The organism is Mycetohabitans sp. B2 (assembly GCF_021733735.1).
Classification (GTDB): domain Bacteria; phylum Pseudomonadota; class Gammaproteobacteria; order Burkholderiales; family Burkholderiaceae; genus Mycetohabitans; species Mycetohabitans rhizoxinica.
In genome coordinates this window covers 73,122-99,882 of the sequence record NZ_JAHKSP010000016.1, presented here as the reverse complement: position 1 = coordinate 99,882, position 26,761 = coordinate 73,122, and the positions used below count along the sequence as shown (strand labels likewise).

At 63.5% G+C, this 26,761-nt stretch carries 26 protein-coding genes; 6 read left to right on the top strand and 20 right to left on the bottom strand.

The window, feature by feature from the left end:
• Positions 1 to 36 precede the first annotated feature (36 nt).
• From lepB to KPG66_RS03215, 16 genes are all read right to left on the bottom strand, one after another.
• Positions 37 to 948, bottom strand: coding sequence for a signal peptidase I (lepB, locus tag KPG66_RS03290; RefSeq protein ID WP_237070000.1), 912 nt, complete (start codon positions 946 to 948; stop codon positions 37 to 39).
• 18 nt (positions 949 to 966) lie between these two features.
• The gene (lepA, locus tag KPG66_RS03285; protein ID WP_237069999.1) at positions 967 to 2,760 is read right to left on the bottom strand and encodes a translation elongation factor 4; all 1,794 of its coding nucleotides are present in this window, start codon (positions 2,758 to 2,760) and stop codon (positions 967 to 969) included.
• Between the two features lie 98 nt (positions 2,761 to 2,858).
• The gene (locus KPG66_RS03280; RefSeq protein ID WP_237069998.1) at positions 2,859 to 3,155 is read right to left on the bottom strand and encodes a glutaredoxin family protein; all 297 of its coding nucleotides are present in this window, start codon (positions 3,153 to 3,155) and stop codon (positions 2,859 to 2,861) included.
• Between the two features lie 16 nt (positions 3,156 to 3,171).
• Positions 3,172 to 4,671: a DegQ family serine endoprotease gene (locus KPG66_RS03275; protein ID WP_237069997.1), complete on the bottom strand. Its 1,500-nt coding sequence runs from the start codon at positions 4,669 to 4,671 to the stop codon at positions 3,172 to 3,174.
• A gap of 31 nt (positions 4,672 to 4,702) precedes the next feature.
• On the bottom strand, positions 4,703 to 5,749 hold the full coding sequence (locus KPG66_RS03270) for a MucB/RseB C-terminal domain-containing protein (RefSeq protein WP_442929405.1): 1,047 nt from the start codon (positions 5,747 to 5,749) through the stop codon (positions 4,703 to 4,705).
• 4 nt (positions 5,750 to 5,753) lie between these two features.
• A complete protein-coding gene (locus KPG66_RS03265) occupies positions 5,754 to 6,428 on the bottom strand; it encodes a sigma-E factor negative regulatory protein (protein WP_237069996.1) in 675 nt (224 codons plus the stop codon).
• A 52-nt stretch (positions 6,429 to 6,480) separates the two neighbouring features.
• Complete coding sequence (rpoE, locus tag KPG66_RS03260; RefSeq protein WP_041753171.1) at positions 6,481 to 7,080, bottom strand: RNA polymerase sigma factor RpoE; 600 nt, start codon at positions 7,078 to 7,080, stop codon at positions 6,481 to 6,483.
• A 121-nt stretch (positions 7,081 to 7,201) separates the two neighbouring features.
• Positions 7,202 to 7,720, bottom strand: coding sequence for a protein YgfX (locus KPG66_RS03255; RefSeq protein ID WP_237069995.1), 519 nt, complete (start codon positions 7,718 to 7,720; stop codon positions 7,202 to 7,204).
• A complete protein-coding gene (fabF, locus tag KPG66_RS03250; RefSeq protein ID WP_013434544.1) occupies positions 7,720 to 8,958 on the bottom strand; it encodes a beta-ketoacyl-ACP synthase II in 1,239 nt (412 codons plus the stop codon). Before fabF ends, KPG66_RS03255 begins: the two co-directional genes overlap by 1 nt.
• A gap of 103 nt (positions 8,959 to 9,061) precedes the next feature.
• On the bottom strand, positions 9,062 to 9,301 hold the full coding sequence (acpP, locus tag KPG66_RS03245) for an acyl carrier protein (RefSeq protein WP_041754094.1): 240 nt from the start codon (positions 9,299 to 9,301) through the stop codon (positions 9,062 to 9,064).
• Positions 9,302 to 9,433: 132 nt separating this feature from the next.
• Positions 9,434 to 10,183, bottom strand: a complete 750-nt coding sequence (gene fabG, locus KPG66_RS03240; protein ID WP_013434542.1) for a 3-oxoacyl-ACP reductase FabG — start codon at positions 10,181 to 10,183, stop codon at positions 9,434 to 9,436.
• A 49-nt stretch (positions 10,184 to 10,232) separates the two neighbouring features.
• Positions 10,233 to 11,165 carry an ACP S-malonyltransferase gene (fabD, locus tag KPG66_RS03235; RefSeq protein ID WP_237069994.1) on the bottom strand — a complete coding sequence of 311 codons (933 nt, stop codon included), beginning with the start codon at positions 11,163 to 11,165 and terminating at the stop codon, positions 10,233 to 10,235.
• Positions 11,166 to 11,246: 81 nt separating this feature from the next.
• A complete protein-coding gene (locus KPG66_RS03230) occupies positions 11,247 to 12,236 on the bottom strand; it encodes a beta-ketoacyl-ACP synthase III (RefSeq protein ID WP_237069993.1) in 990 nt (329 codons plus the stop codon).
• Positions 12,236 to 13,378: a phosphate acyltransferase PlsX gene (gene plsX / locus KPG66_RS03225; protein ID WP_237069992.1), complete on the bottom strand. Its 1,143-nt coding sequence runs from the start codon at positions 13,376 to 13,378 to the stop codon at positions 12,236 to 12,238. The genes KPG66_RS03230 and plsX overlap by 1 nt, the downstream gene beginning before the upstream one ends.
• A 117-nt stretch (positions 13,379 to 13,495) precedes the next feature.
• A complete protein-coding gene (gene rpmF / locus KPG66_RS03220; RefSeq protein ID WP_013434538.1) occupies positions 13,496 to 13,675 on the bottom strand; it encodes a 50S ribosomal protein L32 in 180 nt (59 codons plus the stop codon).
• Between the two features lie 118 nt (positions 13,676 to 13,793).
• The gene (locus KPG66_RS03215) at positions 13,794 to 14,468 is read right to left on the bottom strand and encodes a YceD family protein (RefSeq protein ID WP_237069991.1); all 675 of its coding nucleotides are present in this window, start codon (positions 14,466 to 14,468) and stop codon (positions 13,794 to 13,796) included.
• Positions 14,469 to 14,679: 211 nt separating this feature from the next.
• Here KPG66_RS03215 and KPG66_RS03210 point away from each other — a divergent pair, with 211 nt between their 5' ends.
• Complete coding sequence (locus KPG66_RS03210; RefSeq protein ID WP_237069990.1) at positions 14,680 to 15,327, top strand: Maf-like protein; 648 nt, start codon at positions 14,680 to 14,682, stop codon at positions 15,325 to 15,327.
• Positions 15,324 to 16,034, top strand: a complete 711-nt coding sequence (locus KPG66_RS03205) for an SAM-dependent methyltransferase (protein WP_237069989.1) — start codon at positions 15,324 to 15,326, stop codon at positions 16,032 to 16,034. The genes KPG66_RS03210 and KPG66_RS03205 overlap by 4 nt, the downstream gene beginning before the upstream one ends.
• A gap of 115 nt (positions 16,035 to 16,149) precedes the next feature.
• Here the strand turns inward: KPG66_RS03205 and KPG66_RS03200 are convergent, their stop codons facing one another.
• The 4 genes from KPG66_RS03200 to KPG66_RS03185 form a co-directional block, all read right to left on the bottom strand.
• Positions 16,150 to 17,166 carry a S49 family peptidase gene (locus KPG66_RS03200; RefSeq protein ID WP_237069988.1) on the bottom strand — a complete coding sequence of 339 codons (1,017 nt, stop codon included), beginning with the start codon at positions 17,164 to 17,166 and terminating at the stop codon, positions 16,150 to 16,152.
• Positions 17,163 to 17,561, bottom strand: coding sequence for a Rieske (2Fe-2S) protein (locus tag KPG66_RS03195; RefSeq protein WP_041753168.1), 399 nt, complete (start codon positions 17,559 to 17,561; stop codon positions 17,163 to 17,165). The genes KPG66_RS03200 and KPG66_RS03195 overlap by 4 nt, the downstream gene beginning before the upstream one ends.
• Before the next feature lie 70 nt (positions 17,562 to 17,631).
• Positions 17,632 to 18,291 carry an HAD-IA family hydrolase gene (locus KPG66_RS03190; RefSeq protein ID WP_013434531.1) on the bottom strand — a complete coding sequence of 220 codons (660 nt, stop codon included), beginning with the start codon at positions 18,289 to 18,291 and terminating at the stop codon, positions 17,632 to 17,634.
• Positions 18,272 to 19,282: an RluA family pseudouridine synthase gene (locus KPG66_RS03185; protein WP_237069987.1), complete on the bottom strand. Its 1,011-nt coding sequence runs from the start codon at positions 19,280 to 19,282 to the stop codon at positions 18,272 to 18,274. The genes KPG66_RS03190 and KPG66_RS03185 overlap by 20 nt, the downstream gene beginning before the upstream one ends.
• A gap of 718 nt (positions 19,283 to 20,000) precedes the next feature.
• On the opposite strand from KPG66_RS03185, the gene KPG66_RS03180 reads away from it, so the two are divergent.
• The 4 genes from KPG66_RS03180 (at position 20,001) to moeA (ending at position 26,662) form a co-directional block, all read left to right on the top strand.
• Positions 20,001 to 23,294 (top strand): Rne/Rng family ribonuclease, encoded by a 3,294-nt coding sequence (locus KPG66_RS03180; RefSeq protein WP_237069986.1) that lies wholly within the window; start codon positions 20,001 to 20,003, stop codon positions 23,292 to 23,294.
• 222 nt (positions 23,295 to 23,516) lie between these two features.
• On the top strand, positions 23,517 to 24,608 hold the full coding sequence (moaA, locus tag KPG66_RS03175; RefSeq protein ID WP_041754092.1) for a GTP 3',8-cyclase MoaA: 1,092 nt from the start codon (positions 23,517 to 23,519) through the stop codon (positions 24,606 to 24,608).
• Positions 24,609 to 24,635: 27 nt separating this feature from the next.
• Positions 24,636 to 25,310, top strand: a complete 675-nt coding sequence (mobA, locus tag KPG66_RS03170) for a molybdenum cofactor guanylyltransferase MobA (RefSeq protein WP_237069985.1) — start codon at positions 24,636 to 24,638, stop codon at positions 25,308 to 25,310.
• 56 nt (positions 25,311 to 25,366) lie between these two features.
• The gene (moeA, locus tag KPG66_RS03165; RefSeq protein ID WP_237069984.1) at positions 25,367 to 26,662 is read left to right on the top strand and encodes a molybdopterin molybdotransferase MoeA; all 1,296 of its coding nucleotides are present in this window, start codon (positions 25,367 to 25,369) and stop codon (positions 26,660 to 26,662) included.
• The last annotated feature ends 99 nt before the right edge of the window (positions 26,663 to 26,761 follow it).

The following is a 26,761-nucleotide window of genomic DNA, read 5'->3' as shown; positions in this document are numbered from 1 at the left end:
CGCGTGCCGCAGGCTGAGCCGTGCAACGCTCAGGCGTCATTCGAACGAGCCGATTCGCTTCAGGTTCGAGAAGTTCAGCCAGATAAAGAACGCACGGCCAACCAAGTTGCGCTCAGGCACGAAGCCCCAGTAGCGACTGTCGGCACTATTGTCCCGGTTGTCGCCCATCACGAAATAGTGGCCCGGCGGCACCTTGCAAATCACGCCGCGGTCGTTGTAGTGGCAATTGTCGCGATAGGGATAATCGTCTGCGCCAATCACGAACGGCGGCACGCCCGGATCGTTGAGCAACGCATGGCGCTTGCCCCCGAGCGTCTCGCTGTACTGCTTGACGTATTTGGCCGGCTGCCCCATTGACAGCCGGTCCTCATCCAGATAATCCGGCAGCGGCGCTTCGAGCACCACCTCGCCATTGATCGTCAAGTGCTTGTCCTGATACGCGACCACGTCGCCCGGCACGCCAACGACGCGCTTGATGTAATCGACCGACTCATCCTTCGGATAGCGGAATACGACGACGTCGCCGCGCTGCGGGTCTCGGTTCGGGATGATCTTCTTGTCGATGATCGGCAAGCGGACCCCATAATCATACTTGTTGACCAGGATGAAGTCGCCAACAAGCAGCGTGGGCACCATCGAGCCAGACGGAATCTTGAACGGCTCGACAATGAATGAACGCAGCACGAATACTAGCAAGATCACCGGAAAGAAGCTTGCCGAATACTCGAGCCACCACGGCTGGCGCAGCCGTTCTTCGCGCAGCCTGGCCCGCGTGCGGGCGGCGTTTTCGTCGCGAAAGCGCTCATCCATGCGCTGTTGTTGCTGATCAAACTCGTGCGCGGCGGCATCCGCGGCCCGCCGGCGCTGAGGCAGAAAAACCAGTTTGTCCGCTACCCATGCAATGCCGGTCAACACAACCAGGATGAAGAGGATCAGCGCAAAATTCATGGAGATTCCGTTTTTCGGTTATTTGTCTTCGACTTTGAGGATAGCGAGAAATGCCTCTTGAGGAATCTCGACGCTGCCAACCTGCTTCATCCGCTTCTTGCCTTCTTTTTGCTTTTCGAGCAGTTTCTTCTTGCGTGTGATGTCGCCACCGTAGCACTTGGCCAGCACGTTCTTGCGCAGCGCCTTAATGTTCTCGCGCGCGATGATGTGCGCGCCGATGGCCGCCTGGATCGCGACGTCGTACATCTGCCGGGGAATGATTTCGCGCATCCTCGCGGCCACCTCGCGGCCGCGATACTGCGACTGCGATCGATGCACGATCACCGACAACGCATCGACCTTGTCGCCGTTGATCAGCATATCGACCTTGACTACGTCCGATGCTCGGTATTCCTTGAACTCATAGTCCATCGACGCGTAGCCGCGCGATACGGACTTGAGCCGATCGAAAAAGTCCAGCACGATCTCGGCCATCGGTATCTCATACGTGAGTTGCACCTGGCGACCGTGGTAGGCCATGTTGACCTGATTGCCGCGCTTGCTCGTGCACAGCGTAATCACCGCGCCGACATAGTCCTGCGGCATATACAGGTTTACCGTCACGATCGGCTCGCGAATCTCGGCGATTTTGGAGGGCTCAGGCATCTTCGCCGGGTTCTCGACCATCACCATCGAGCCGTCCTGCATCAGCACCTGGTACACGACGGTCGGCGCCGTCGTGATCAAATCCATATTGAATTCGCGCTCAAGCCGCTCCTGCACAATTTCCATGTGCAGCAAGCCTAGGAAGCCACAGCGAAAGCCGAAGCCCAGCGCCTGCGAGACCTCAGGTTCATATTGCAGCGACGCATCGTTGAGCTTAAGTTTCTCGAGCGACTCGCGCAACGCATCGTACTGGTTGGCCTCGACCGGATACAGCCCGGCAAACACCTGGGGCTTGACTTCCTTGAAGCCCGGCAACGGTTCAGCCGCCGGCTTCGCCGCATGGGTGATCGTGTCGCCGACCTTCGCGGCCGTCAACTCCTTGATGCCAGCGATCACGAACCCAACCTCGCCCGCGGACAAGACGTCACGGTTTTGCGACTTCGGTGTGAACACGCCCACGTGCTCGACCGGGTACTGCGCGCCGGTCGCCATCATCTTGATCTTGTCCTTCGGGCGCAACGCGCCATTGATAATGCGCACCAGCATCACGACGCCGACGTAATTGTCGAACCACGAATCGATGACCAGCGCCTGCAACGGCGCCTGCGCGTCACCGCGGGGCGGCGGCACCTTAGCGATTAGCGCCTCGAGCACATCCTGCACGCCCAGGCCGGTCTTCGCGCTGCACTGGACTGCGTCTGTGGCGTCGATACCAATCACATCCTCGATTTCGGCCATCGCGTTGTCCGGGTTCGCCGCGGGCAGATCGATCTTGTTGAGCACCGGCACGACCTCGACACCCAACTCGATCGCGGTATAGCAGTTTGCGACAGTCTGCGCCTCGACTCCCTGGCTCGCGTCGACGACCAGCAGTGCCCCCTCGCAAGCGGACAACGAACGGCTCACCTCATAGGAAAAGTCGACGTGGCCTGGCGTGTCGATCAGATTCAAGTTATAGACACGGCCATCCCGCGCCCGGTACGTCAACGCGGCGGTCTGCGCCTTGATCGTGATGCCGCGTTCGCGCTCCAGGTCCATCGAATCGAGCACTTGCGCTTCCATTTCGCGGTCCGACAAGCCGCCGCACAGCTGGATGATGCGGTCGGCAAGCGTCGATTTACCGTGATCGATGTGCGCGATGATCGAAAAATTACGAATATGATCCATTCAATGCCGATCAAGCGAAAAAGGCGCGCTCGGACAAAAGCGGAGCACGCCTTGCGATAAAGTCAAGAATCCGCGCATTTTAGCGGAAAACGCATCGATCAGGCTGGACTCGTAGGCCATCGCCCCGCATCGAAGTCTGCCAGCGCCCGCGCGACGCGCACAGGATCGAGCCGATAACGACACAACTCAACGCCGTCCAGCAGCAGCACAGGTACCGCCTCGTCATACTGCGCTTGCAGCACTGGATCCGCGTCGATGTCAACCACGTCGACGACGATACCGCTCGTGCTCGGCCACAGCGCATCGAGCTGCGTCCGCATGTCGTCGCACAAATGACACCACGCGCGGCCGTACAGCGTCAGGCGAGGCAGGCGGCGCGAGCCGTGCGCCATCATCGAGCGTCGGCCCGCATTACTTCTGCGCCGGCGCGAGCCGCGGCCTGACTGGGACGAACTGCGTGTTGTCGCCGCGGCGCACCAGCAACGCCGCAGCCTTTTGCGGATCGAGTTGCTGCACGAGTGACTCGAATTGTTTCGTATTCGCGACGTCAGTATCGCCGATTCGCAGGATGATGTCGCCCCGCTGCAATCCTGCGCGGGCCGCCGGGCCGTGCACGCCATCGACCTGCACGCCACCGGCCAGATTCATCGCCTTGCGTTGCGCCGGCGACAGATCGCTGACCGCCAGTCCAAGCTGGTTCGATGCACGCTCGCGCGGCGGCGTGCGGCGGCTAGTCTGCGCCTTCGTCTTGTCCGGCTGCATCTCGGCCACAACGACCGACAAATCCTTCGTCTGGCCCTTGCGCCAGATCGTCAGCGTCGCCCGGGTATCGGGCTTGGTTTCGCCCACCATCCGCGGCAGGTCCGTCGCCGTATCCACAGTGCGCTCATTGAACTTCAGGATAATGTCCCCCGGCTGCACGCCGGCCTTGTCGGCCGGGCCGTCCACCTCGACGCTGGACACTAGCGCGCCTTGCGCCTTAGGCAGCCCCAGTGAGTCCGACACGTCCTTGCTCACTTCGCCGACCGCCACCGCGATCCGACCCCGCACAACTCGTCCGTTGACCTTGAGCTGGTCTGCGACGCGCATTGCCTCGTCGATCGGGATGGCAAACGAGATCCCCATGAAACCGCCGGTACGACTGTAGATTTGCGAGTTAATGCCGATTACCTCGCCCTGCATGTTGATCAACGGCCCGCCCGAATTGCCGGGATTGACCGCGACATCGGTTTGGATGAACGGCAAATAGTCGCCGGTATCGCGCCCCTTCGCGCTGACAATGCCGGACGTGACCGTGTTGTCCAGCCCGAAGGGGGAGCCGATCGCCACGACCCATTCCCCGACCCGAACCTTGTTCGAATCGCCGATCGTCACCGTCGGCAGGCTCGCCGCATTGATTTTCACAAGCGCCACGTCGGTGCGCTCATCCACGCCGATCAACTTTGCCTTGAATTCGCGTTTGTCGGTCAGCGTCACATAGATCGTGTCCGCGTCATCCACCACATGCGCATTGGTCATCACATAGCCGTCAGCCGACAGGATAAAGCCAGAGCCTACTCCGCTGCTCTGTTCTGAATCCGACGGATCTGAATCGTCGCCTCCGCCCCCTCCGCGCGGCGGGTTCGGCTTGCCCGGCTGCTGTGGCAGCGGAATACCAAAGAAGCGCCGGAAGAACTCGGACATATCGCCGCCCTCATCCAGCCCGGGGGGCAGGCCGCCTATCGGGCCCTGTTGCGGCGCATGCGTCGTGGTGCGGATATTGACGACCGCCGGACCGACCTTATCAACCAGATCCGTGAAATCTGGCAGGCTGGCGGCAGCTGGCGCCGCGGCTGCGCACGGGGACACCAAGGGAATACAGATGGCCATGGCGGCCGCGAGCAGGAATCTGCGCACCGGATGGATATTCATATTGTTGACCAAAAGAAAGAGACCGCGCGAACTATCGAGGAGCCCTGTATTCTATGGCAGAAGTGAACCGTTGCAGCGTCGTCATCGGTACTTCGCCCAACGCGGTGATCCAATAATCACCATGACGCTTGACTAGGATGTGCGTGGCTGCGCTTGCACCCGAACCTTCCTTGCGGGAATTGCGCTCGAATGGCTCGACGAAAATCGAGACCGCACAAAGCCCATCAGAAAACACCGCCTGATCCACGGCAATGGGCGACGACGACGGATCGCGTGCGGCCATCGGCCGGCGTAGCTCCCGCACCTTGCGAAACCCGGGAATCTGATTCGGCAGTTGCCAGCCCGCTGCTTCCATGTTGACTGGCTCCACCGGGGGGCGCACGCAACCAGATGCGTTGCGCACGGCCTGGGCAATCGCGTTGCGGCCCGCCGGCACGCCGAGCCGGACCTGCGAAAAGGCAACCTGCTCGAGCACCTGCCCGTCGCTGTCCAGCGTCTGCTCGCGCAACAGCAAGCCGGTCTTCTGGTCAGCCCACAACTTATACGTATAGCGCAGCGCGTCCTTTGGACGCAATTCGATCACCGTCGCGTCCAGTCCGGCGACACGGTCGGTCCCCAGCAGTTGCGGATCGTAGACACTCAATACGTGGTCGCTGCTCGCGGACAACAACGCGGGGAACGCATCCCTGTTCTGCCGAGGCTCGAACACGCACAGCTTGCGCTCGGGCACGAACGTGTAGACCTCGTCGTTGTGCCGCAGCATCCGGCGCGGCTTACCGTCCAGGCTTTCAAGCCTTTCATATTCGCCGTCACCATGATCCGCGAAATGCACGATACTGGATGACTGCACCGCCGAACCGCGCTGGTAGACGAAAATCCCTTCGTAGCTCTGCTGCTGCGCTGCCTGGTGGATCCGGTTCAGCCAATTGGCCGCCTCGCGCCGCGCGACGAGCGGCTCGTCGGTGCGCGGCTGAGCGTGGACGGCCGCGCAGACCATCGAAATGAATACGGCTGCGACGAACATCGTTCCCCGCAGCCGCCCCCGTGCATCGATTGTTTTTGACCGCTGAAGCTGCATCAGATTATTTGCTCTCGGAAACCGCGGCGGCACGGATCAAAGGCGTGGCGGATTGGATCATCGGCTGCTGAGCGAACTGCTGGTGCGCGGCCAAATATTGATCCAGATCCGCATCGCGAACAATGTTCGCCTCCTGGATGTCCTGCGGCACGCCGCCATTCATCGGCGTGGACGCCAATGCGACACGTTGCATTGCCTCCACACCTGGGCCGCTAACCGAAGCGACTTGTGCCGGCGTGTCCGCACCGCCAAGGCCCTGCAGTTGCGGCACGACCACCCAACTCAGCGTCGCGGCGGCAGCGGCCACCGCGAATACGGGCAGCATGCGGCGCCGTAACGCCAGCGTGCGCCGCACGCTGGTCCGCAACGCCGACGGCGCCAGCACGTGCGGCTCCTCGGCCAGTCGCGCGGAAAACCGGGTAACGAACGCCGCGCTCATCGCGGCATCCTCGGCCAATTCATCGGAACGCAGCACATCACCGATCAGATGATAGTCGGTCCACAAGGCCCGCCCGTCAGCATCCAGCGTCGACAGAAACTGGGCAAGCCTGTGCGACACACGCGCGTGCGCCGCGTGCCCACCACCTTCCGGCAACTCACCATCCAGCGCGGCGGAAATACGCTCGGCGACCGAAATGTGGCTCGCCGACTCGTTCATTTGCAATGGAACCGACTCCATGATGCTCCCCATCTAACTGACAACCCCGTAGCCCCCCACTCGACCCTTACCGCTACCACCGCTTTCCTTCGGGGGTATCCAGCAACGGGCGCAACCTTGTCGCAATGGCTTCGCGAGCCCGAAAAATCCGCGACCGAACGGTACCGATTGGGCAACCCATCATCTCGGCGATTTCCTCGTAGCTCAGCCCCTCGATCTCGCGCAGCGTGATCGCCGTGCGCAGCTCCTCGGGCAATAGCGCCATCGCGGCGTTGACCGTCTGTGCGATCTGCTTGCTCATCAACACTGATTCAGGCGTGTTGATATCCCTTAGTTGGTCAGCATCGGAGAAAGTTTCAGCTTCCTCCGCGTCCGCTTCCGTGGACGTCGGCGCACGCCGGCCCTGCGTCGCAAGGTAATTTTTTGCGGTGTTGACGGCTATCCGGTACAACCACGTATAGAACGCGGACTCGCCGCGAAATTGCGGCAACGCACGATATGCCTTGATGAACGCGTCCTGTGCGACGTCCTCGACTTCTGCGGGGTCGCGCACGAGGCGCGAAATGAGCCTAATGATCTTGCGGTGGTATTTGGCGACCAGGAGTTCGAACGCGGCTTTATCGCCTTTCTGGACGCGCTCGACCAGCGCCTGGTCGATTTCTTTTTCGCTCACCTGAAAAATCCGTTGTCTGTATAGATTGCGACGCGAAAGGACGCCTATTGTAGCGCCCCGTGGGCAGGCAAGCGTTACAACGGTTACAAGGGGCCGCGCGGGCGTGCTGCAGCGCAACAACTCATCCGGGCCGCCGGCGTTGACGCGCCAGCGCGATCGCCAACTCGCGGAAATGGGCCGGCTCGATTGCGTCGGCCGCGATCAGCACCGAACCCGACCGTGCACTGTGCCACGTCGCCCGCTCGTCATCAGGCGCCAGGCGTAGCACCAACAGGCCGGCAGCAGGACGCGCGTGCCCAAGGATCCGGTGATATCGCACCGGCGCACCCTGGCGATGCCACGTGAGCGCACCATCCGGCCCGACTTGGATCGCAATCGGCCTCATGCGCTCCTGCCACTGCGAAAAAACAGCCAATACGAGCGCCACCGCGAGCGCTGCCGCTGCGGCAGCGATGAAACCGATGCGCGGCGCCAGCACCAGCATCACCGCCAGCGCGCACGCACCCGCGCAGGCCATGCCCAGCGCCGCAAGCATCGGCGAGCGCTGCAAAGCCATCGCGTCGTCGCGCGCCGCCGATGCGATGCTGGGGTGCAGCGACGGCGCGGACCGCAGCCCCGCGAAGATGGCGCGATCCGTCATTAGACGCGCTTGAACACCAGCGTACCGTTCGTGCCGCCGAAGCCGAATGAGTTCTTCAACGCGACATCGATCTTCATCTCCCGCGCAGTATTCGCGCAGTAATCCAGGTCGCACTGCGGATCCTGATTGAAAATGTTGATCGTCGGCGGCGATACTTGGTGATGCAGCGCCAGCACGGTGAATACCGACTCCAGACCGCCCGCGCCGCCCAGTAGGTGGCCGGTCATCGACTTTGTCGAGTTCACGACCATGTGCTTGACGTGGTCGCCGAACGCGCGCTTAATGCCGATGGTCTCCGCCAGGTCGCCCAACGGCGTCGACGTGCCATGCGCATTTAGGTAGTGAACTTCATCCAAGTTCACACGCGCGTTCTTCAACGCTGCCAGCATGCAGCGGCGCGCGCCGTCGCCATCCTCGAGCGGCGCCGTGATGTGGTACGCGTCAGCACTCATGCCATAGCCGGCAACTTCAGCATAAATTCTCGCGCCACGCGCCTTCGCGCGCTCGTATTCCTCGAGCACCATCACGCCGGCGCCCTCACCCAGCACGAAGCCATCACGGTCCTTGTCCCACGGACGGCTAGCCGTGGCTGGATCATCGTTCCGCTGCGACAGCGCGCGCGCGGCGGCAAAGCCGCCAATGCCCAGCGGCGACACGGTCGCTTCTGCGCCGCCGGCCAGCATCACGTCGGCGTCCCCGTATTCGATCAACCGCGCCGCCTCACCGATGCAGTGCAGGCCGGTCGTGCATGCGGTCACGATCGCCAGATTCGGCCCCTTAAGGCCGTAGCGCATCGACAGGTGACCGGAGATCATGTTAATAATCGAGGCTGGGACGAAGAAAGGAGAAATTCGCCGTGGCCCTCGGTTCAGCATCTCGGTTTGCGTGACTTCGATCATCGGCAAACCGCCAATGCCCGAGCCGACGACCACACCGATACGCTCCAAATCCTCGCTTGCCGTGTCGATGCCCGCGTCCGTCATGGCTTGCACGCCAGCCGCAAAGCCGTAGTGGATAAACGTATCCATGTGACGGGCCTCTTTGGCCGCCATGTAGTCCTCGATATTGAAGCCCTTGACTTCACCGGCGAAACGCGTTGAAAAATTCGATGCGTCAAACTTCGTGATATTTGCGATCCCCGATTTGCCAGCAATCAGGTTCGCCCAACCGTCGGCAACGTTATTGCCAACGGGCGAAATCAGCCCAAGGCCGGTAACTACCACACGACGACGGCTCACGATATTCCCTTTTTCATAAATAACAGAAAATCAAAAAGCCACAGCGGCCGCACGGAAACCCGTGAGCCCTGTGGCCACGACCTGCGACAGTCAACCCAGACGCTCAGGCCTTGACGTTAGCCCGGGCGTAGTCGATTGCCTGCTGGACCGTCGTGATCTTCTCGGCTTCCTCATCCGGAATCTCCATGCCGAACTCGTCTTCCAGCGCCATCACAAGCTCGACAGTGTCCAGCGAATCCGCACCCAGATCGTTGACGAACGATGCCTCGTTCTTGATTTCCGCGTCAGCCACGCCGAGCTGTTCCGCGACGATCTTCTTGACGCGCTGTTCGATGTTGTCCATGCACCCCTCCAGGGAAAATGAGTTCAAAAATGCAAGTGCGCGCATTTTATCAGGTTTGTCCCGCAAAAAATGACGCGCGACCAGATTCGCCGCAACCCTTGCAAGCACCGCGGCAAGCGCAGCCGACACCCGTCAGGACATGTACATGCCGCCGTTGACGTGCAGCGTCGTGCCCGTGATATATCCTGCCTGCGCCGAAGCGAGGAATGCAACCGCGTGGGCGACGTCTTCCGGCGCACCCAACCGGCCTAATGGAATCTGCGCGTCGAGCGCAGCGCGCTGCGCCTCGGGCAACACGCGGGTCATATCCGTGTCGATGAAACCCGGCGCCACGCAGTTGACGGTGATGTTGCGGCTGCCGATCTCGCGCGCCAGCGCCCGCGTCATGCCGGCCACCCCCGCCTTGGCCGCTGCGTAGTTGACCTGCCCCGGATTGCCGGTCGAGCCGACGACGGACGTGATGCTGATGATGCGCCCGCCGCGCGCCTTCATCATCGGCCGCAGCACGGCACGCGACAGGCGGAACACGGCCTTCAGGTTGGTGTCGATCACCGCGTCCCACTCGTCGTCCTTCATCCGCATCGCAAGCTGGTCCTGCGTGATGCCGGCGTTGTTCACTAGGATGTTCAATGCTCCGAACTCCTTGACCACTGAATCGACCAGCGCATCGGCCGCGCGGCCGTCGTTGACGTCCAGCACCACGCCGCGACCGGCCATGCCTTCGGCGTGCAACGCGTCACTGATCGCCGCCGCCCCCTTGTCGGACGTGGCGGTGCCGATCACCGTCGCGCCGGCGCGCCCGAGCACGAGCGCAATCGCACGGCCAATGCCGCGCGACGCGCCGGTGACCAGCGCAATCTGTTTGTCGAGCGATTTTTCCATCTCGTCTTGGCTCCGAATCGAATGATGAATCCCGTTGACAGCCCGGCATTCAACCTTGCAACAGTTTCAGCGTATCGTCGAGCGATGCCGGATCAACGATCGCGCCGCCCACCAGGTTGGCATCAATGCGCCGCGTCAGCCCGGCCAACACCTTGCCAGGGCCGCACTCAATCACATGCGTGATCTGCTGCGCGGCGATCGCGCGCACGCATTCGACCCAGCGTACCGGTCCGGCGGCCTGGCGCACCAGCGCATCCTTGATGCCAGCCGGATCTGACACCATCGCCACATCGATATTGTTGACCACCGGGATCTGCGGCGCGCACACGTCGACGTCGGCCAAATATTCGCGCAGGCGCTCGGACGCCGGTTTGAGTAGCGACGAATGAAACGGCGCCGACACCGGCAGCAACACCGCGCGCTTCGCGCCCTTAGCCTTGGCGATCTCACATGCCTTATCCACGGCCGCCTTGTGGCCGGCGATCACAACCTGCGCCGGCGCATTGAAGTTGACCGCCTCGACGATGCCGGCCGACCCCGCTTCCGAGCATGCGGCGCGCACTGCGTCATCATCCAGCCCCAAGACCGCAGCCATCCCCCCGGCCCCGACCGGCACCGCTTGCTGCATCGCCTGCGCGCGAAAGCGCACCAGCGGCAACGCATCGCGAAACGTGATCGCGCCTGAAGCGACCAGTGCCGTGTATTCGCCGAGGCTGTGGCCAGCAACGACCGCTGGTGCCGCGCCACCGGCTTGTTGCCACACGCGGTAAATCGCGTAGGCGGCGGTGAGCATCACGGGTTGCGTATGGGTGGTCAGGTTCAGTTCGTCGGCTGGCCCCTGTGCGATCAGGCGGCCGATATCCTGGCTCAGCACATCGGACGCTTCCTCGAGCGTCGCCTTCACAACAGGATGATCGCCAAATGCATCGAGCATGCCGATCGATTGCGAGCCTTGTCCGGGGAAAACGAACGCGAACTTCATATCGTCCTCAAATAGAAAAAAACAGCGGAACGGCATGCGCTCGGACGGCGCAACAAGCACCTGCGCATGCTGTACACGCGTCTACATGCGGATGACTGCCGCACCCCAGGTAAATCCGCCGCCAACGCCCTCGACCAGTACCCGGTCGCCGGGCTTGATGCGTCCGTCCCGCACCGCCACGTCCAGCGCGAGCGGAATCGATGCGGCCGACGTGTTGCCATGCTCGCCGACCGTCACGATCATGCGCTCCAATGGCAATCCGAGCTTGCGGCACGTGCCCTGCATAATCCGGATATTGGCCTGATGCGGAATCAGCCAATCGACCTGGTCCGCCGACATGCCGGCCTTGGCCAGCGCTTCGAGCGCCACCTCCTCGAGCACGTTCACCGCGAGTTTGAATACCGCGGGCCCGTCCATGTGCAAAAATGCACTCCCTTGGATCACACCGCCGTTGACGTTGCCTGGCGTGCATAGGATGTGCGCGTGGCTGCCGTCCGCGTGCAGCGCGCTCGCCAGCAGCCCTGGCTGGTCCGAGGCGCCGAGCACGACGGCACCCGCGCCATCGCCGAACAGCACGCAGGTGGTCCGGTCCTTGAAATCGAGCAGCCGCGAAAACGTTTCGGCACCGATCACCAAGGCGTTACGATGCGCGCCGCTGCGGATTAACCCGTCGGCCACCGCCAGCGCATAGGCAAACCCGGAACACACCGCTTGCACGTCGAATGCCGCGCCGCCGTTGCGGATGCCGAGCTTGTCCTGCAGCAGGCAGGCCGTGCTCGGGAACACGAAGTCTGGTGTCGACGTGGCGACAATGATCAGCTCGATCGCCTGCAAATCGATGCCAGCCGCTGCGATCGCGCGCTGCGCGGCCACCCGTGCAAGGTCGCTGGTGGCTTGCTCGGGCGACGCGAAATAACGGGCATGAATACCCGTGCGCGCCATGATCCATTCATCGCTCGTCTCGATCCCCTGCTGCGCGAGCCGCTCGGCCAGCGCCTGGTTGGTGACACGCGTCGGCGGCAGGTAGCTACCGGTACCGAGCACGCGCGAGTAAATAGTGGAATGAGCCATCATGCCTTCGAGGAGAGCGCGGCCAACGGTTCAGACGCGGATCCCGCCGTGCCGCCGGTGGTCTTATTGGAAAGTGCTTGTGCGGCGCCGGACACGTCAAGTTCGCCCAAGCCGGCGTCGGTCGCGCGAGCGAGCGGGTCGGCATTTTCCTCCAGCGCCCGCGTCAGGCGCTCGAGAACGCCATTTTTCACGGCATCATACCCACGTTTGATCGCCCACTCAAACGCGTACGCATCTGCCGAACCGTGACTCTTGATCACCAGGTTGCGCAGGCCAAGCAGCGCGGCGCCATTGTACTGGCGCGAATCGACTCGCTTCTTGAAACGCGACAGCACCGGTAGCGCGAGCAGTGCCATCAGCTTCGTGGCCCACGAGCGACTGAACTCTTCGCGAATCATGTCGGCCAGCATCCGCGCGAGTCCTTCGGATGTCTTCAACGCGACGTTGCCGACAAAGCCATCGCAAACAATCACATCGACCGTGCCCTTGTAAATGTCGTTGCCCTCGACATTGCCGCGGAAATTGAGCGTGCTCGCGCGCAGCAATTCGCCGGCGCGCTTGATGATCTCGTTGCCCTTGATCACCTCTTCGCCGATGTTCAGCAACCCGATTGACGGACGATCCTTGCCCTCGATCGCGGATACCAGCGCGTGCCCCATCTCGGCGAATTGCAACAAGTGCTGCGGCTCACAATCGACATTCGCGCCCAGGTCGAGCATTGTCGTGTAGCCATGCTGGTTTGGCAGGGCGAACGCGATCGCCGGCCGCTCGATGCCGGCTAACGTCTTGAGCACGTAGCGCGACACCGCCATCAACGCGCCGGTGTTACCAGCCGAGATGCAGGCTTGCGCATGACCCTCCTTCACCAGGTTTAACGCGACGCGCATCGACGAGCCCTTCTTCTTGCGCAGCGCAACCTCGACGGAGTCGTCCATCGCGACGATCTCGCTCGCATTGACGATCGACAGCGTCGGCATGTCGAGCGCCTTACATCGCTTGAGCTGCGCGCGGATCGCGTCGTCCAAGCCCACCAGCACGAGTTGCGCATCCGGATGCGCACGTGCAAAACTGACCGCGGCGGGAACCGTCACGGTTGGACCGTGGTCGCCTCCCATGCAGTCGATTGTAATCTTTACAGTCATGGGATGCGGCGAATTTCAGGCACAAAAAAGCGGCAGGTCAATGCCGCTTTTTTGACGAACCGATGGCAATTCAATCGCGAACAAAAGGTGAGGCAGGCGACCATTGCCGCCAGGCACTTAATCGTTCTTGGTCTTGACGACCTTCTTGCCGCGATAGTAGCCGCTCGGGCTGATATGGTGACGCAGATGGACTTCGCCGGTGCTCGGCTCGACGGCCAGCGGCGCGGTGCCCAGGAAATCGTGCGAGCGGTGCATGCCGCGCTTCGACGGCGACTTCTTGTTTTGCTGAACTGCCATGGTAACTCCAGAAAAATTTCGTCAATTTTAACACAGGCACACGCCCCGCCCGTCACCCGCCAGGGAGCCGATGACAGGCCGGCACGACCGGCCTGGCCTTTAGACCGCGTCCGCCCACTCAATGCGTCGGCCCGGACTTCGATCCGCCGCCCTTAAGTGCCTCGAGCACGGCGAACGGATGCTCGCGTTGCGCTTCGTCACCGGCCGGCGATTCGTCAGCTTCATCGCCGGGATCGCGTGCATGCTCGCCCGCCGCGCCGGTCACCAGGCTCTCGTGTATCTGGGTGCAAACCTCATGCTTCGGCACCAGCGGCAACGACAACAACAATTCTTCCTCGATCAACTCGACGAAATCGAATTGGCGCGACCCTACGATCACATCAAACGACGTGTCGTCGAGCGCACGCTCATCCGCCTCGTCGTCACGCTCGACGATCCGGTATTCGGCATCGATGTCCAGTGGCACGCGAAACGGTTCCATGCAACGTTGGCACTGCAACCAGATCGCGCCATGCACGGTTACCCGCAGGTACGGCTCGTCGAGCACGGTGCCATCGGGCCGCAGTTCGCGCACCGATCCACCCTGCGCCTGCCAGTGCAATGCCGGATCATAATCGTCGAGCGTCACCGCGTCGGCGGGCACTTCGGCTGCCAGCCGGGCCAACTCGCCGATGTCAAACTGCCCCGCCGCTTGCCGACCGGTTCGCGCAAACTCGAACACATCCAGCGCATGCAGGTTGAGCGCCACCGCACGGCCCATCGACGCGCCCCGCTTGTCCGTTGACTCCGCCATCTGGACCTCCTCCCGCGCCATCCCGTCAACAGGTGCAGCCGGTATTGTCGGCCGCCGCGCCGCGACGTTTATGAACCACACCGATGAAAAGCCCGGTATCATATCGCTTTTGTCTTTACGCGTCAAACATTTAAGCCAGCACCGCGCGCGTTCGCGCAACGCGCCAGATGCCGGCCGTGGTCAAATCGCGCATCCTGGACCGCTTCCGCCCATGCAGCCCATACCCGCTTCAATCGCCGCGCGCCGGCTGATTCTCGCTTCCAGCTCCCCGTACCGGCGCGCACTGCTCGAGCGGTTGCGCGTGACGTTCGACGTCGACGTGCCAGCCATCGATGAAACACCCTTGCCGCACGAAGCGCCGGCCGGCACCGCCCTGCGACTGGCCGAGGCCAAGGCCCGCGCCGTGGCCGCGCGCAGCGGCGATGCGCTGGTCATCGGCTCGGATCAGGTCGCCACGCTCGCCGGCCGGCAGATCGGCAAGCCCGGCGATCATGCGCGCGCGCTCGAGCAGCTACGCGCGATGCGCGGGCGCGACGTCGAGTTTCACACCGCGCTGTGCCTCTATGACCCGCGCGACGACACCGCACGCTGCACGAACGTGGTCACACGGGTACGCTTTCGCAACTTGCCCGATACGGAACTGGACGCTTACTTGCAACTGGAGCGGCCCTACGACGTCGCCGGCAGCGCCAAGTCGGAAGGGCTCGGAATCGCCTTGCTGGAGGCGGTCAACAGCGACGACCCCACGGCCTTGATCGGCCTGCCGCTGATCGCGCTGACCGACATGCTGCGCCAGGCCGGCGTGACGCTGTTCGGCACCGCCGACGCCGCATCCGAAGCACCGGAGCCAGCGCAATGACCGGCGTACTGTACTTGGTGCCCAATGCGCTGGGCGACGCCGCTGCGCTGGCGGGCGTGCTACCCGAACCAGTGCGCGCGCTCGCGGCGCGGCTGACCTATTATGTCGGCGAAAACGCGAAAAGCACGCGGGCGTTTCTAAAAAAAACGGGTGGCACGCTTCCGATCCAGGACATCGAGATTCGAGAATTGAACGTCAACACACCGGCGAGCGCAATCGATGCGCTGCTCGCACCGATCATCGCAGGCCGCGACGGCGGGTTGCTGTCAGAAGCCGGGTGTCCGGCTGTGGCCGATCCCGGTGCGCTGCTGGTGCGCCGGGCGCACGAGCGCGGCATCCGAGTCGTGCCACTGGTCGGACCCAGTTCGATCCTGCTAGCGCTAATGGGCTCCGGCTTAAACGGCCAGAGCTTTGCCTTTCACGGCTACCTGCCGGTGGATGCCGCGCAACGCACGAAGAAGCTGCGCGAGCTGGAGCAGCAGTCGTGTCGGGCCCGGCAGACACAGATCTTTATCGAAACCCCTTATCGCAACCGTGCGCTGCTCGATGCGCTGGCCGGCGCGTGCGCGCCGGACACGCTCGTGTGTGTGGCCGTTGATCTGACGCTACCGGATGAGCAAATCGTCACCCGGCCGGTGTCGGCGTGGCGCAAGGAGCCGATCGAACTGCACAAACGACCGGCCATTTTCCTGATGCTGGCGAGCTGACAGCAGCCCAGCGTGCGGGGCCGACCGGGCCCCAAGTGTCCATCCCGAGTCCGAATCAACGCGTGGCAGGACTGTGCCCGGTCCACGGCCCAACGCCCCGAGTTGACAGCCAGGCTCAGCGTAGGCTTGGCGCGGCGCCGAGCGCCAGCACACGAAGCGCCGCGCCGCCGACCGCCGCTCCGAACTTGCGGGCGACACGATCGGTGATGCTCTCCTTGACCGTATAGTCGACGATATCCGGTGCCTTGATGACCTCGCGTGCGACATAGTCGGTACTGCCGAATCCATCGGCCAGCCCGAGTTCGACGCTCTTGTCGCCGGTCCAAAATAGCCCGGAAAACATGTCCGGCGTTTCCTTCAGACGCTTGCCCCGACCTTGCCGCACCGCGGCAATGAACTGCGCATGGATATCATCCAGCATGTGCTGCGCATGCTGCTTCATTTTGTCGCTCTCGGGCGAAAACGGATCGTAGAACCCCTTGTTCTCGCCGGACGTGTGCATCCGGCGCTCGATACCAAGCTTGTCCATCAGCCCGGTGACGCCAAACCCGTCCATCCGCACGCCGATCGAGCCGACAATGCTGGCCTTGTCGACGTAGATTTTGTCGGCGGCCGCCGCCACGTAGTAGCCGCCCGACGCGCAAATGTCCTCGACCACCACATACAGCGGCTTGGACGGATACTTGTCGCGCAAGCGGCGGATCTCGGTGTTAATGATGCCGGCCTGCACCGGGCTGCCGCCCGGGCTGTTGATCCGCAGGATCACCCCGGCGGTATTCGAGTCGTCAAAGGCATTCTGCAACGCAGCATCGATGTTCTGCGCGCTCGCATTCGAGTTCGCTGCAATCTCACCGTTCAGTGAAACCAGCGCCGTATGGCGTCCGGCCGAAACCGAACGTTCGCCCAACAGGCTGAACACGCTCCAGGTGAGCGCGATCCACACGGCGAGGAACGCGCCGCGAAAGAAAATCCGCCAGCGGCGCGCCGCCCGCTGCTCGCGGATAGCCGCCAGCGCGACGCGCTCGAGCGCATCGCGCTGCCAATCGTCGGGCGCACGGCCGGCGCCGTCGGCTCGTCCCTGCTGGGCAGGCGTGGGGGTTCGCGGGTTGTCATCAGTCGAATAGTGGGTCATGCGCAGTCAGGTCCTGCTTCAAGGGAAAGAGGTCGAATTTCATTGTCAGGCAGCCAAAAGACGGCTGGCCCATCGGCCGTGTCGCGCTCCTGAACCTGGAGCGGGCGCAGCCGGCCGCCACGGCATGGGCCGCCGACGCAGCGCCCAGTGTCGGGGGCATAGATTGCGCCGTGCGTCGCGCACATCAAGTATAGGCGCGAGCGCTCGAAGAATTCGCCCTCGGACCAGTCCAACTCCATCGGCACATGCGCGCACCGGTTTAGATAGCCGTAAACCACGCCGTGGTAGCGGACAAAGAAAACGGTGGCCGGCGCGCTACCCGCTAGCGCGGCGCATCGGATGCCGCGGCCGCGTTCGACGAGTTCATCCGAAGCGCAAATACGAACAGGTTGCATGAGTTCAGCGCAATGTCTGTGACAATCCCGGCTCGACGCGACAACGGGTACCCACTCGCGCGCGCGCCAGTCATCCGTGCTCGCGCAGCCAATCGGCCAGCGACATGACGTCGGCGGCGCAAAAGCGCGGCTCCAGCTTGATCAGCTGCTCGGCTGGATGGGCGCCATAGGACACCGCCACGGCGGCGGCCCCAGCGTTGGCCGCCATCTGCAGGTCGTGCGTCGTGTCGCCGATCATCACGGTACGCGCGGCACCCTGCCCCAATTCTCGCGTCAATTCATGCAGCATTGCCGGATGAGGCTTCGAGAACGTCTCGTCCGCGCAGCGGGTCGCATCGAACATCGTCATCAACCGGAACGAGTCCAGCGCGCGGTTCAGTCCGACCCGCGATTTGCCGGTCGCCACCGCGAGCAGATAGCCCGCACCGCGTAATTCGTCCAACATCTCGCGCACGCCGGCGAACAGCTCGATATGTGGATCACCGCTCAGGTAATGGAACCGGTAGCGCTGCGCAAGACGCGGGTAGTCGACCGGGTCGAGCGTGGGCGCGGCGATCTGCAACGCGTCGCGCAGCCCTAGCCCAATGACATAGCTCGCCGACAACGCGTCGGGCACTGGCAAGCCAAGGTCGCGGCACGCCCGCTGGATGCTACGCGTGATGTGCGCGGTCGAGTCCATCAGCGTGCCGTCCCAGTCGAACACGATCAAGTCAAATTGTTTGCGCGTCATCCGTGTTCAACATATCCGTCAATTGTTGCAAAAAATTATCGCATTCGGCTGGCAGCGGCGCCTCGAACGACAGCGGCGCGCCGCTGGCCGGATGCTGAATGCTCAGCCGCCACGCATGCAAGAACATCCGGCGCAGCCCCGGCCGGACACCGGGACGAGCCAGGTTCTTGTTCAACGAGAAATCCCCGTACTTGTCGTCACCGACGATCGGCAAGCCTAGATGCGCGAGATGGACCCGGATCTGATGGGTCCGGCCGGTCTTCAGTTCCGCCTCCAGCAGTAAATAGTCACCCAGGCGCCGGCGCAGGTTGAAGACCGTATGCGAGCCCAGTCCATCGGGCTGCACGCGAACCCGCCGCTCGCCGTCAGCGGTCAAGTACTTGTGCAGCGGCGCCTTCACCGCGCGGCGCACGCCCCAATCCGCAGGCCACGCGCCCCGCGCGCACGCCAGATAGCGCTTATCCAGCCGGCCCTCGCGAATCTGCTCGTGCAGACCGACGAGCGCAGCACGCTTCTTGGCCAGCAACAGCACACCGGACGTTTCCCGGTCGAGCCGGTGGACCAACTCCAGCATGCGGGCACCGGGGCGCGCGGCGCGCATTTGCTCGATCACGCCAAAGCTCACCCCGCTGCCGCCGTGCACCGCAATGCCGGCCGGCTTATCCAGCGCGATCAGGCAGTCGTCCTCATACAACACCGGGAACGTCGCAGCCGGCGCGCTCACCGGGGAGTGCGCCGGCTGTGCCACCCGTATTGGCGGCACGCGCACAATATCACCATGCTCAAGCCGGTACGAGGCGTCGACCCGGCCCTTGTTGACTCGCACTTCGCCGCTTCGCAAAATCCGATAAATATGGCTTTTTGGCACCCCTTTGCACACGCGCAGAAGAAAATTGTCGATGCGCTGACCAGCCGACGCGTCGTCCACATTCAGCCATGAAACACGGTCGGCGGCTGCACCATTTTGTGATATTTTGCCTAACTCATTCATTCTGAATATAATTTGCTAAACAGCCCATGCGCCGGTGGCGACCCGCCCGGCACACGACGGACTGTTTCGGTGCAAGCGCCTCGGGCGTTATTTTACCTTGCACCCCAGGCCGGCTGCTCGCCTGGAAGGCGAGAGCAGCAAGTTGCACGCACGTCGTTGCACAGTGTAGGGATATCGCCCACAGGCGGATTCGGCATCGTCAACGGCAAGCCGGTAACGGAAATTTTGGTCATAAAGAATTTTTTGCGTCCAGCCCGCCGCACTACACGTCGGCCGACGTGGCACGCACGAGCTGGACGGATTGCGAATAACACGCGCGCAGCAGTCGAATCGAGACAGCGCGCGCGAACGAGCGAGACACGCGGGCCACGGCGCCAATGGTCCGCGCACCCGCGCAGGTTTCGGTTCGCGTGCGGCGCGTATTGTGCAACGGCGGCCCGCCGGCAGCAGTGCATCGTACAGTTTGAGGCCGCGCGTCACGCGCTTCATTGCGCGATGCGCGGCTGCACCGCCGTGTTTTGCCGTAGTTTGGAACTATTCGCAGGTGCCCGCGGCATGCCGCGCCTTGGTTGGCGCGCGTTCCGGTCAAGGCAATTCTCCCCAGCCAGAGTTTCCCGCTCCAGCGTGCTTTTTTTGACAAAAAGAGGCGGCGCGCCGCTGCCCGTTTCGGTTCCGCTCTGGACCGTGGCGGGACGCGCAGCCGCACTGGAGCCGTTCAATGAAACGCATGTTGTTCAACGCGACGCAGCAGGAAGAGTTGCGCGTGGCAATCGTCGATGGGCAGAAGCTGATCGACATCGATATCGAAACCGCTGGACGCGAACAGCGTAAAGGCAATATCTACAAAGGAGTCGTCACGCGGATCGAGCCATCGCTCGAGGCGTGCTTCGTCAACTACGGCGAGGATCGCCATGGTTTTCTGCCCTTCAAGGAGGTCGCCCGGCAATATTTCAAGGATGGCGTCGAAATGCGCTCCGCGCGCATCCAGGACGCGCTGCACGAAGGCCAGGAACTGATCGTCCAGGTCGAAAAGGAGGAGCGCGGCAACAAGGGCGCTGCGCTGACCACGTTCATCTCGCTGGCCGGCCGCTACCTGGTGCTGATGCCCAACAATCCGCGCGGCGGCGGCGTGTCGCGACGCATCGAGGGCGACGACCGGCAGGAATTGCGCGAAACGATGGCGCAACTCGAATTGCCAGACGGCATGAGCATGATCGCGCGCACAGCGGGCATCGGTCGCTCCGCCGAAGAGCTACAGTGGGACTTGAACTACCTGTTGCAATTGTGGCGTGCGATCGAGGCAGCGGCGAACGGCACGCGCGGACCCCTGCTGATCTATCTTGAATCGAGCTTGGTGATCCGCGCGATCCGGGATTACTTCCAGCCCGATATTGGTGAAATCCTGATCGATACACCGGATATCCACGATCAGGCTCGCGCGTTTATGGAAGTGGTAATGCCGGACAATCTCGGCAAGGTCAAGCGCTACCACGATGATGTGCCGTTGTTCTCCCGGTTTCAGATCGAGCACCAGATTGAGACCGCCTACTCCCGTACCGTGCCGCTGCCATCCGGCGGCGCCGTCGTGATCGACCACACGGAAGCGCTGGTCGCCATCGACGTGAACTCGGCTCGCGCGACCAAGGGCGCCGACATCGAGGAAACAGCACTGCGCACGAACCTGGAGGCAGCCGATGAAGTGGCGCGCCAGTTGCGGCTGCGCGACTTGGGCGGGCTGATCGTGATCGACTTCATCGACATGGAGGCGAGCAAGAGCCAGCGCGAAGTCGAGCAACGGCTCAAGGACGCGCTCAAGCACGACCGGGCCCGGGTCCAGATGGGCAAGATTTCCCGCTTCGGCCTGATGGAGTTGTCGCGCCAGCGGCTGCGTCCTGCGCTGTCCGAGGGCAGCCATGTGACTTGTCCGCGCTGCAACGGCACTGGCCACATCCGCGACACCGAATCGTCCGCGCTGCAAGTGCTGCGGATCATTCAAGAAGAAGCGATGAAGGAAAACACCGCGGCCATCCATTGCCAGGTGCCGGTTGAGGTAACCGCCTTCCTGTTGAACGAAAAACGCCAGGAAATCAATAAGATCGAATCGCGTTTCAAGGTCAACGTGGTGCTCATTCCCAATAAGCACCTCGAAACGCCGCACTACAAGCTCGAGCGGCTGCGTCATGACGACGTGCGACTCGACGAGCCGCGCGCGTCGTGGCGCATGGCCGAGGAAGCGGCGCGCGAGTTGGAATCGGAAACCGGCTACAGCAAGCGCGACAGCGACGCGAAGCCGAAGCAAGAAGCCGCCGTCAAGGGTATTACGCCGGATATGCCAGCGCCCAGCGCCACGCCACGCCCAGTGCCGCCGCAAGCCCGGCCGAGCGCACCGGTCACACCGGCGGCCACGGCAAGTGGCGGATTCATTGGATGGCTCAAGCGCATCTTCAGTGGCGAGCCTCCGGCCCAGGCCACCGTCAAAGCCACGCCCGCACGGCCGACAGGGGGACGTGCCGGCAGCGAGGCTCGTCAAGGCACGGAGCGCAACCGGCCCCATCGGCGCGGCCCGCAATCCGGTAGCCGTGACGCGGCGCCACGCGACGTTGCTGCTCAACCGGTCCGTGGGCGTCGCGATGAACGCGATACGCGGGACGAACGCGCTGCGCGCGACGAGCGGAGCGTGCGCGATACGCGAGTCCCCCGCCAGGAGCGGCAGCTCGAGGCCCGCGTGGAGGCAGAGCAACCGGCGCGCACCGAACGGCCGCCGCGTATTGAACGTACCGAGCGCGGTGAGCGCCGTGACCGCAACGAGGCGGCGCGGGGCGAGCGCGCTGAACGAGGCGAACGGGCGGATCGGGGCGAACGCGGTGAACGCCACGACCGTGGGGACCGGGCCGAGCGTAGTGAGCGCAAGCAGCTTGAGCAGCCGCCGGTCGAGTCATTACGTGACGAGCAGACATTTGAACAGGGTCAGGAGTCGGCGCCGGGTACCGGCGCCGCCCCGGAAACCGATGTCGGGCGTGACGGCGAGGAGCGCCGCCGCCGCCGGCGCGGACGCCGCGGCGGTCGCCGTGAACGCGACGAGGACAGCGTCAACCTGACTCATGCCGCGGACGTGGCTGAAGGAGAAGGCGAAACGGGTGCCACTGCACCGAGCGCCGCGGCTGGCGCCCCCACCGCGACAACAGGCGACGCAGTGATGGCCCGCGAGCACACGCCAGCACCAGGATCAGAAGCGGCGGTCGAACACGCCGCGACCCAGTCCCCCGCGCCGCGAGAGGCCAACGAGGCTGGCGGACGCCAGGAAATGGAGCAGGTACCGGTAGCCAAGCCCGTGCAACCGGCTGCGGTCGCGGCGCAGCCGCAGCCGCGAATCGTTGAGTCGGCGCATGACTCAAGTGCAGATCCTAGCGTCACCGGTGAGGTCACACGGCAGCAAGCGCCCCCTCCTCAACCATCGGTGGCGTCAACGATGGTGACCACCGCCGCGACGGTGGAGCCACTCGAATCAGCGCCGATACGACGCGACGAGCCGGCGCCGGTACGAGGTGATGAGCCGACACCGGTCAGCCCGCAAAGGGTGGACGAGCCGACATCGGCGCAGCCGGCGCACACCCACGCGCCGGTTGCGTCGGCTCAGCTCCCAGGCGCGCAATCGGACGACACGCTGGTAACCGGCCGCGCCGGAGCGGGCCATGGGCAAGCCGTTGTTGGCAGCACACCGGCGGGCGAGCGCGAAGCGCCATCCCAACCGCGCAGCGCCGACGAACCGGCCTCGATCGCCACACCCGCCCCAATGGCTTCGTCGGCAGGCACGTTGTCGATCGACACGCTGGCGCCGATCCTAGAATCCGCTGGACTGGTGTGGGTCAACACCGATACCGACAAGCTGCGCGCGGCGCAGCAGGCTGCGCAAGCTGCCCAGGAGTCGTTGCGCATCGGCCGTGAACGCAAGCCGTTGCCATCGCCGTCCACGGAACCGATGCAGCAGGTCGAGACCCGGCACGGGGTGTAACTAGACGGGCGCGTCGCCCCCGTCGTGCGTCGCAAAGCGGTGCATCATCGATGGCCCTCGCCTCGGCGAGGGCTTTTTATTGGCCTTCTCGGTTATCCAGCGGGCTCGCGGGTCGTGCTGCCACCGATCATCGCAGCCGCGATATAGGATATTGCGCCACAGCAACGCCGTACTCGGCGCATTCGGATAAAATCCTTGGTTGAACTGGCTTGTGCGGCAACCATGAATCGACGTGTCATCCCGCTGAACGAACTGAGCGCCGTCCCAGCGTTCTCGAGCGCCCCTGGAGCGCCGCGCGGGCATGTCATTGACCGCCTCGCCCGCCCGCTGCGCGACCTGCGTATCTCGGTCACCGATCGCTGCAATTTTCGCTGCGTGTACTGCATGCCGCGAACCGTTTTTGGCCGCGACTACCCGTTTCTGCCACACAGCGCGCTGCTGACCTTTGAAGAAATTGAGCGCGTGGCGCGGCTGTTTGTTGCGCAGGGGGTCGAGAAGATCCGCCTAACCGGCGGCGAACCGTTGTTGCGCAAGCATCTCGAACGCCTGATCGAACGCCTTGCCGCGTTGCGCACGCCCGACGCACGGGCACTCGATCTGACACTGACGACGAACGGCGCACTGCTCGCCCGCAAGGCGCGTGCGCTGAAAGACGCTGGACTCACGCGCGTGACAGTCAGCCTCGACGCACTGGACGATACGTTGTTTAAACGCATGAACGATGCCGATTTCCCGGTCTCGAGCGTACTGGAGGGAATCGAGGCCGCGCATGCGGCAGGTCTTGGCCCGCTGAAGATCAACATGGTCGTTAAGCGCGGCACCAACGACAGCGAAATCGTGCCGATGGCCCGACATTTTCGCGGATCCGGCACCGTATTACGCTTCATTGAATACATGGACGTGGGCCACTCCAATGGATGGAACATGACCGAAGTGCTGCCGTCCGCCGACGTCATCGACCGAATCAACGCGCATTGGCCGCTTGTGCCACTGGACGCGCATTATCCGGGCGAGACCGCGCAACGCTGGCAATACGCGGATGGCGCCGGGGAGATCGGCGTGATCTCCAGCGTCACGCGCGCCTTCTGCGCCAGTTGTACGCGTATACGGCTGTCCACTGAAGGCAAGGCGTATTTATGCCTGTTCGCCGGCACGGGTCACGATCTGCGCGCGCTGTTGCGCGGCGGCGTCACCGACGAGCAGATCGCCGATGCAATCGCGCGGCTGTGGCAAGCCCGCGAGGACCGCTATTCGCAGTTGCGCGGGCAAGCCGCTGGCGGCCCGCGCGTCGAAATGTCATATATCGGCGGCTAGACCGATGCACACCGTGATCCGCACGTGATGTCGCGCGCCAGCACCATCGGACTGATTCTCGCTGGCGGCCGCGGCACGCGCATGGGTGGGCGAGACAAAGGACTGCAACTGCTGCATGGGCACCCACTCGTCGAGCATGTCGCACAGCGCTTGCGGCCACAGGTGTCGCACCTGATGATCAGCGCCAATCGCCACGTTGACCAGTATGCCCGGTTTGCCGATCAGGTGCTGACGGACACCACACCCGATTTCCCCGGCCCGCTGGCCGGCATTCTCGAAGGGCTGTATGCACTCGAGCGCCAGGCGCCGAGGCACGGCGCGCTACTGGTCGCGCCCTGCGATTCTCCGTTCGTGCCGTTGAATCTGGCGCAGCGCCTTGCCCAAGCGCTGGAAGTCACGCACGCACCGATTGCTTATGCATGCACCGCATCGCCCGATGCAGCTGTGCCGAACACGCATGCCCCGCCTGCATCGTCGACCGACATGCCGGCAGCCGGGCGTGCTCATTTTGTATTCGCGCTGCTGCGCGCTGGGCTGGCAGACGATCTGGCGACGCAGTTAACCCAGGGCGAGCGCCGCGTGCGCGCGTGGTACGCACGCCACATGGCAGTACGCGTGCCATTCGCCGACGAGCGCGCGTTTTACAATGTCAACTCGCTGCAAGAATTATACAAACTCGAGCGGCCGGACATCGGGCGATGAGCGTGCCCGGCGTCCTTTGCCCGATTGCGCCCGCCCCGTTTTCTCCGTCCCGTGCCATGACCTCGCTGCAAACAATCGCAAGCTGTATCGCCGACTATGACCCGAACGCACTGCCGGTGAATGCCGCCCGGGCCATCGTGAACCAGTGGGCAACGCCGGTGGCCACCATCGAGCGGCTCGCGCTGCGTGACGCCTTGGATCGCGTGCTGGCTGACGACGTGGTGTCGCCGCTAGACGTACCAGCACACGACAATTCCGCCATGGACGGCTATGCGTTCGACGGCGCCGCGCTCGAGCGCGGCGGCACGATCCGGTTACGCGTGGCAGGCACGGCGCTGGCCGGACGCGCGTACGATGCACGGGTACGCAGCGGCGATTGCATCCGCGTGATGACCGGCGCGGTATTGCCGGCCGGCTGCGATACCGTAGTCCCGCAGGAGCAGGTGGCAATCGACGTGGCCGGATCGATCCAATTTTCGGCCGCCGCGCTGGCCCGCGGCGCCAACTGCCGACGCGCCGGCGAAGACCTGCGCAGCGGACATGCAGCCCTATTGGCCGGACGTGTGCTGCGCGCGTCCGATCTGGGCCTGCTCGCCTCCGTCGGGCTTGGCGAAGTACCGGTGCGGCGCCGCTTGCGTGCCGCCTTCTTTTCGACCGGCGACGAATTGCGTTCACTGGGGCAACCGCTTGCGCCTGGATGCATATACGATAGCAATCGCTATACGCTGTACGGGATGCTGCGCCGCCTGAACGTAGAGGTGATCGATCTCGGTGTGGTGCCCGACGATCGGCTCGCGCTGGAAGCAGCGCTGCGCAACGCAGCGGCGTCAGCGGACGTCGTACTCAGTTCCGGCGGCGTGTCGGTCGGCGACGCAGACTACACGCGTGAGCTGATGGGTCGGTTGGGCGACGTCGCATTCTGGAATGTCGCGATGCGGCCAGGACGCCCGTTCGCATTCGGCCGCATCTGGTCAGGCGGGCGCGCGGGCGAAGGCCACGATGCGCTCTACTTCGGCTTGCCAGGCAACCCGGTTGCCACAATGGTCGCCTTCTATCAGATCGTGCGCGACGCACTGATTTCGATGACCGGTGCGCTGCCCCGGCCCGTGCCGCTGATCACGGCAAGCACGCTGGATTCGATCAGCAAACGCCCCGGACGGACCGAATATCAGCGAGGCATCGCGCGCCGGCGCGACGACGGGCGCTGGGAAGTCGCGCTGACCGGCGCGCAGGGCTCCGGTATCCTACGCTCGATGAGCGACGCCAATTGTTTCGTTATTCTGGATCACCAACGAGGGCCAGTGGCCGTGGGCGACACGGTCGATATCATGCCTTTTGATGGACTGATTTAACCTTTTGACGGGCTGACCTGGCCTTTTGACGGGTTGCGCTAACCCTTTGACGGACTAATCTCACCCATACTCGACGTTTTCATACAACTTCCGCGCGTG

What these genes read in the sequence shown, in the direction of transcription:
- lepB (WP_237070000.1), bottom strand. Translation starts at nt 948, where the DNA reads ATGAATTTTGCGCTGATCCTCTTCATCCTGGTTGTGTTGACCGGCATT.
- KPG66_RS03200 (WP_237069988.1), bottom strand. Translation starts at nt 17,166, where the DNA reads ATGACCCACTATTCGACTGATGACAACCCGCGAACCCCCACGCCTGCC.
- fabD (WP_237069994.1), bottom strand. Translation starts at nt 11,165, where the DNA reads ATGAAGTTCGCGTTCGTTTTCCCCGGACAAGGCTCGCAATCGATCGGC.
- lepA (WP_237069999.1), bottom strand. Translation starts at nt 2,760, where the DNA reads ATGGATCATATTCGTAATTTTTCGATCATCGCGCACATCGATCACGGT.
- KPG66_RS03280 (WP_237069998.1), bottom strand. Translation starts at nt 3,155, where the DNA reads ATGATGGCGCACGGCTCGCGCCGCCTGCCTCGCCTGACGCTGTACGGC.
- KPG66_RS03265 (WP_237069996.1), bottom strand. Translation starts at nt 6,428, where the DNA reads ATGGAGTCGGTTCCATTGCAAATGAACGAGTCGGCGAGCCACATTTCG.
- KPG66_RS03195 (WP_041753168.1), bottom strand. Translation starts at nt 17,561, where the DNA reads ATGCAACCTGTTCGTATTTGCGCTTCGGATGAACTCGTCGAACGCGGC.
- KPG66_RS03255 (WP_237069995.1), bottom strand. Translation starts at nt 7,720, where the DNA reads ATGACGGATCGCGCCATCTTCGCGGGGCTGCGGTCCGCGCCGTCGCTG.
- KPG66_RS03180 (WP_237069986.1), top strand. Translation starts at nt 20,001, where the DNA reads ATGAAACGCATGTTGTTCAACGCGACGCAGCAGGAAGAGTTGCGCGTG.
- KPG66_RS03275 (WP_237069997.1), bottom strand. Translation starts at nt 4,671, where the DNA reads ATGAATATCCATCCGGTGCGCAGATTCCTGCTCGCGGCCGCCATGGCC.
- mobA (WP_237069985.1), top strand. Translation starts at nt 24,636, where the DNA reads ATGTCGCGCGCCAGCACCATCGGACTGATTCTCGCTGGCGGCCGCGGC.
- rpmF (WP_013434538.1), bottom strand. Translation starts at nt 13,675, where the DNA reads ATGGCAGTTCAGCAAAACAAGAAGTCGCCGTCGAAGCGCGGCATGCAC.
- KPG66_RS03185 (WP_237069987.1), bottom strand. Translation starts at nt 19,282, where the DNA reads ATGAATGAGTTAGGCAAAATATCACAAAATGGTGCAGCCGCCGACCGT.
- KPG66_RS03190 (WP_013434531.1), bottom strand. Translation starts at nt 18,291, where the DNA reads ATGACGCGCAAACAATTTGACTTGATCGTGTTCGACTGGGACGGCACG.
- KPG66_RS03205 (WP_237069989.1), top strand. Translation starts at nt 15,324, where the DNA reads ATGACCGGCGTACTGTACTTGGTGCCCAATGCGCTGGGCGACGCCGCT.
- plsX (WP_237069992.1), bottom strand. Translation starts at nt 13,378, where the DNA reads ATGACTGTAAAGATTACAATCGACTGCATGGGAGGCGACCACGGTCCA.
- KPG66_RS03215 (WP_237069991.1), bottom strand. Translation starts at nt 14,468, where the DNA reads ATGGCGGAGTCAACGGACAAGCGGGGCGCGTCGATGGGCCGTGCGGTG.
- moaA (WP_041754092.1), top strand. Translation starts at nt 23,517, where the DNA reads ATGAATCGACGTGTCATCCCGCTGAACGAACTGAGCGCCGTCCCAGCG.
- KPG66_RS03230 (WP_237069993.1), bottom strand. Translation starts at nt 12,236, where the DNA reads ATGGCTCATTCCACTATTTACTCGCGCGTGCTCGGTACCGGTAGCTAC.
- moeA (WP_237069984.1), top strand. Translation starts at nt 25,367, where the DNA reads ATGACCTCGCTGCAAACAATCGCAAGCTGTATCGCCGACTATGACCCG.
- fabG (WP_013434542.1), bottom strand. Translation starts at nt 10,183, where the DNA reads ATGGAAAAATCGCTCGACAAACAGATTGCGCTGGTCACCGGCGCGTCG.
- KPG66_RS03210 (WP_237069990.1), top strand. Translation starts at nt 14,680, where the DNA reads ATGCAGCCCATACCCGCTTCAATCGCCGCGCGCCGGCTGATTCTCGCT.
- acpP (WP_041754094.1), bottom strand. Translation starts at nt 9,301, where the DNA reads ATGGACAACATCGAACAGCGCGTCAAGAAGATCGTCGCGGAACAGCTC.
- KPG66_RS03270 (WP_442929405.1), bottom strand. Translation starts at nt 5,749, where the DNA reads ATGCAGCTTCAGCGGTCAAAAACAATCGATGCACGGGGGCGGCTGCGG.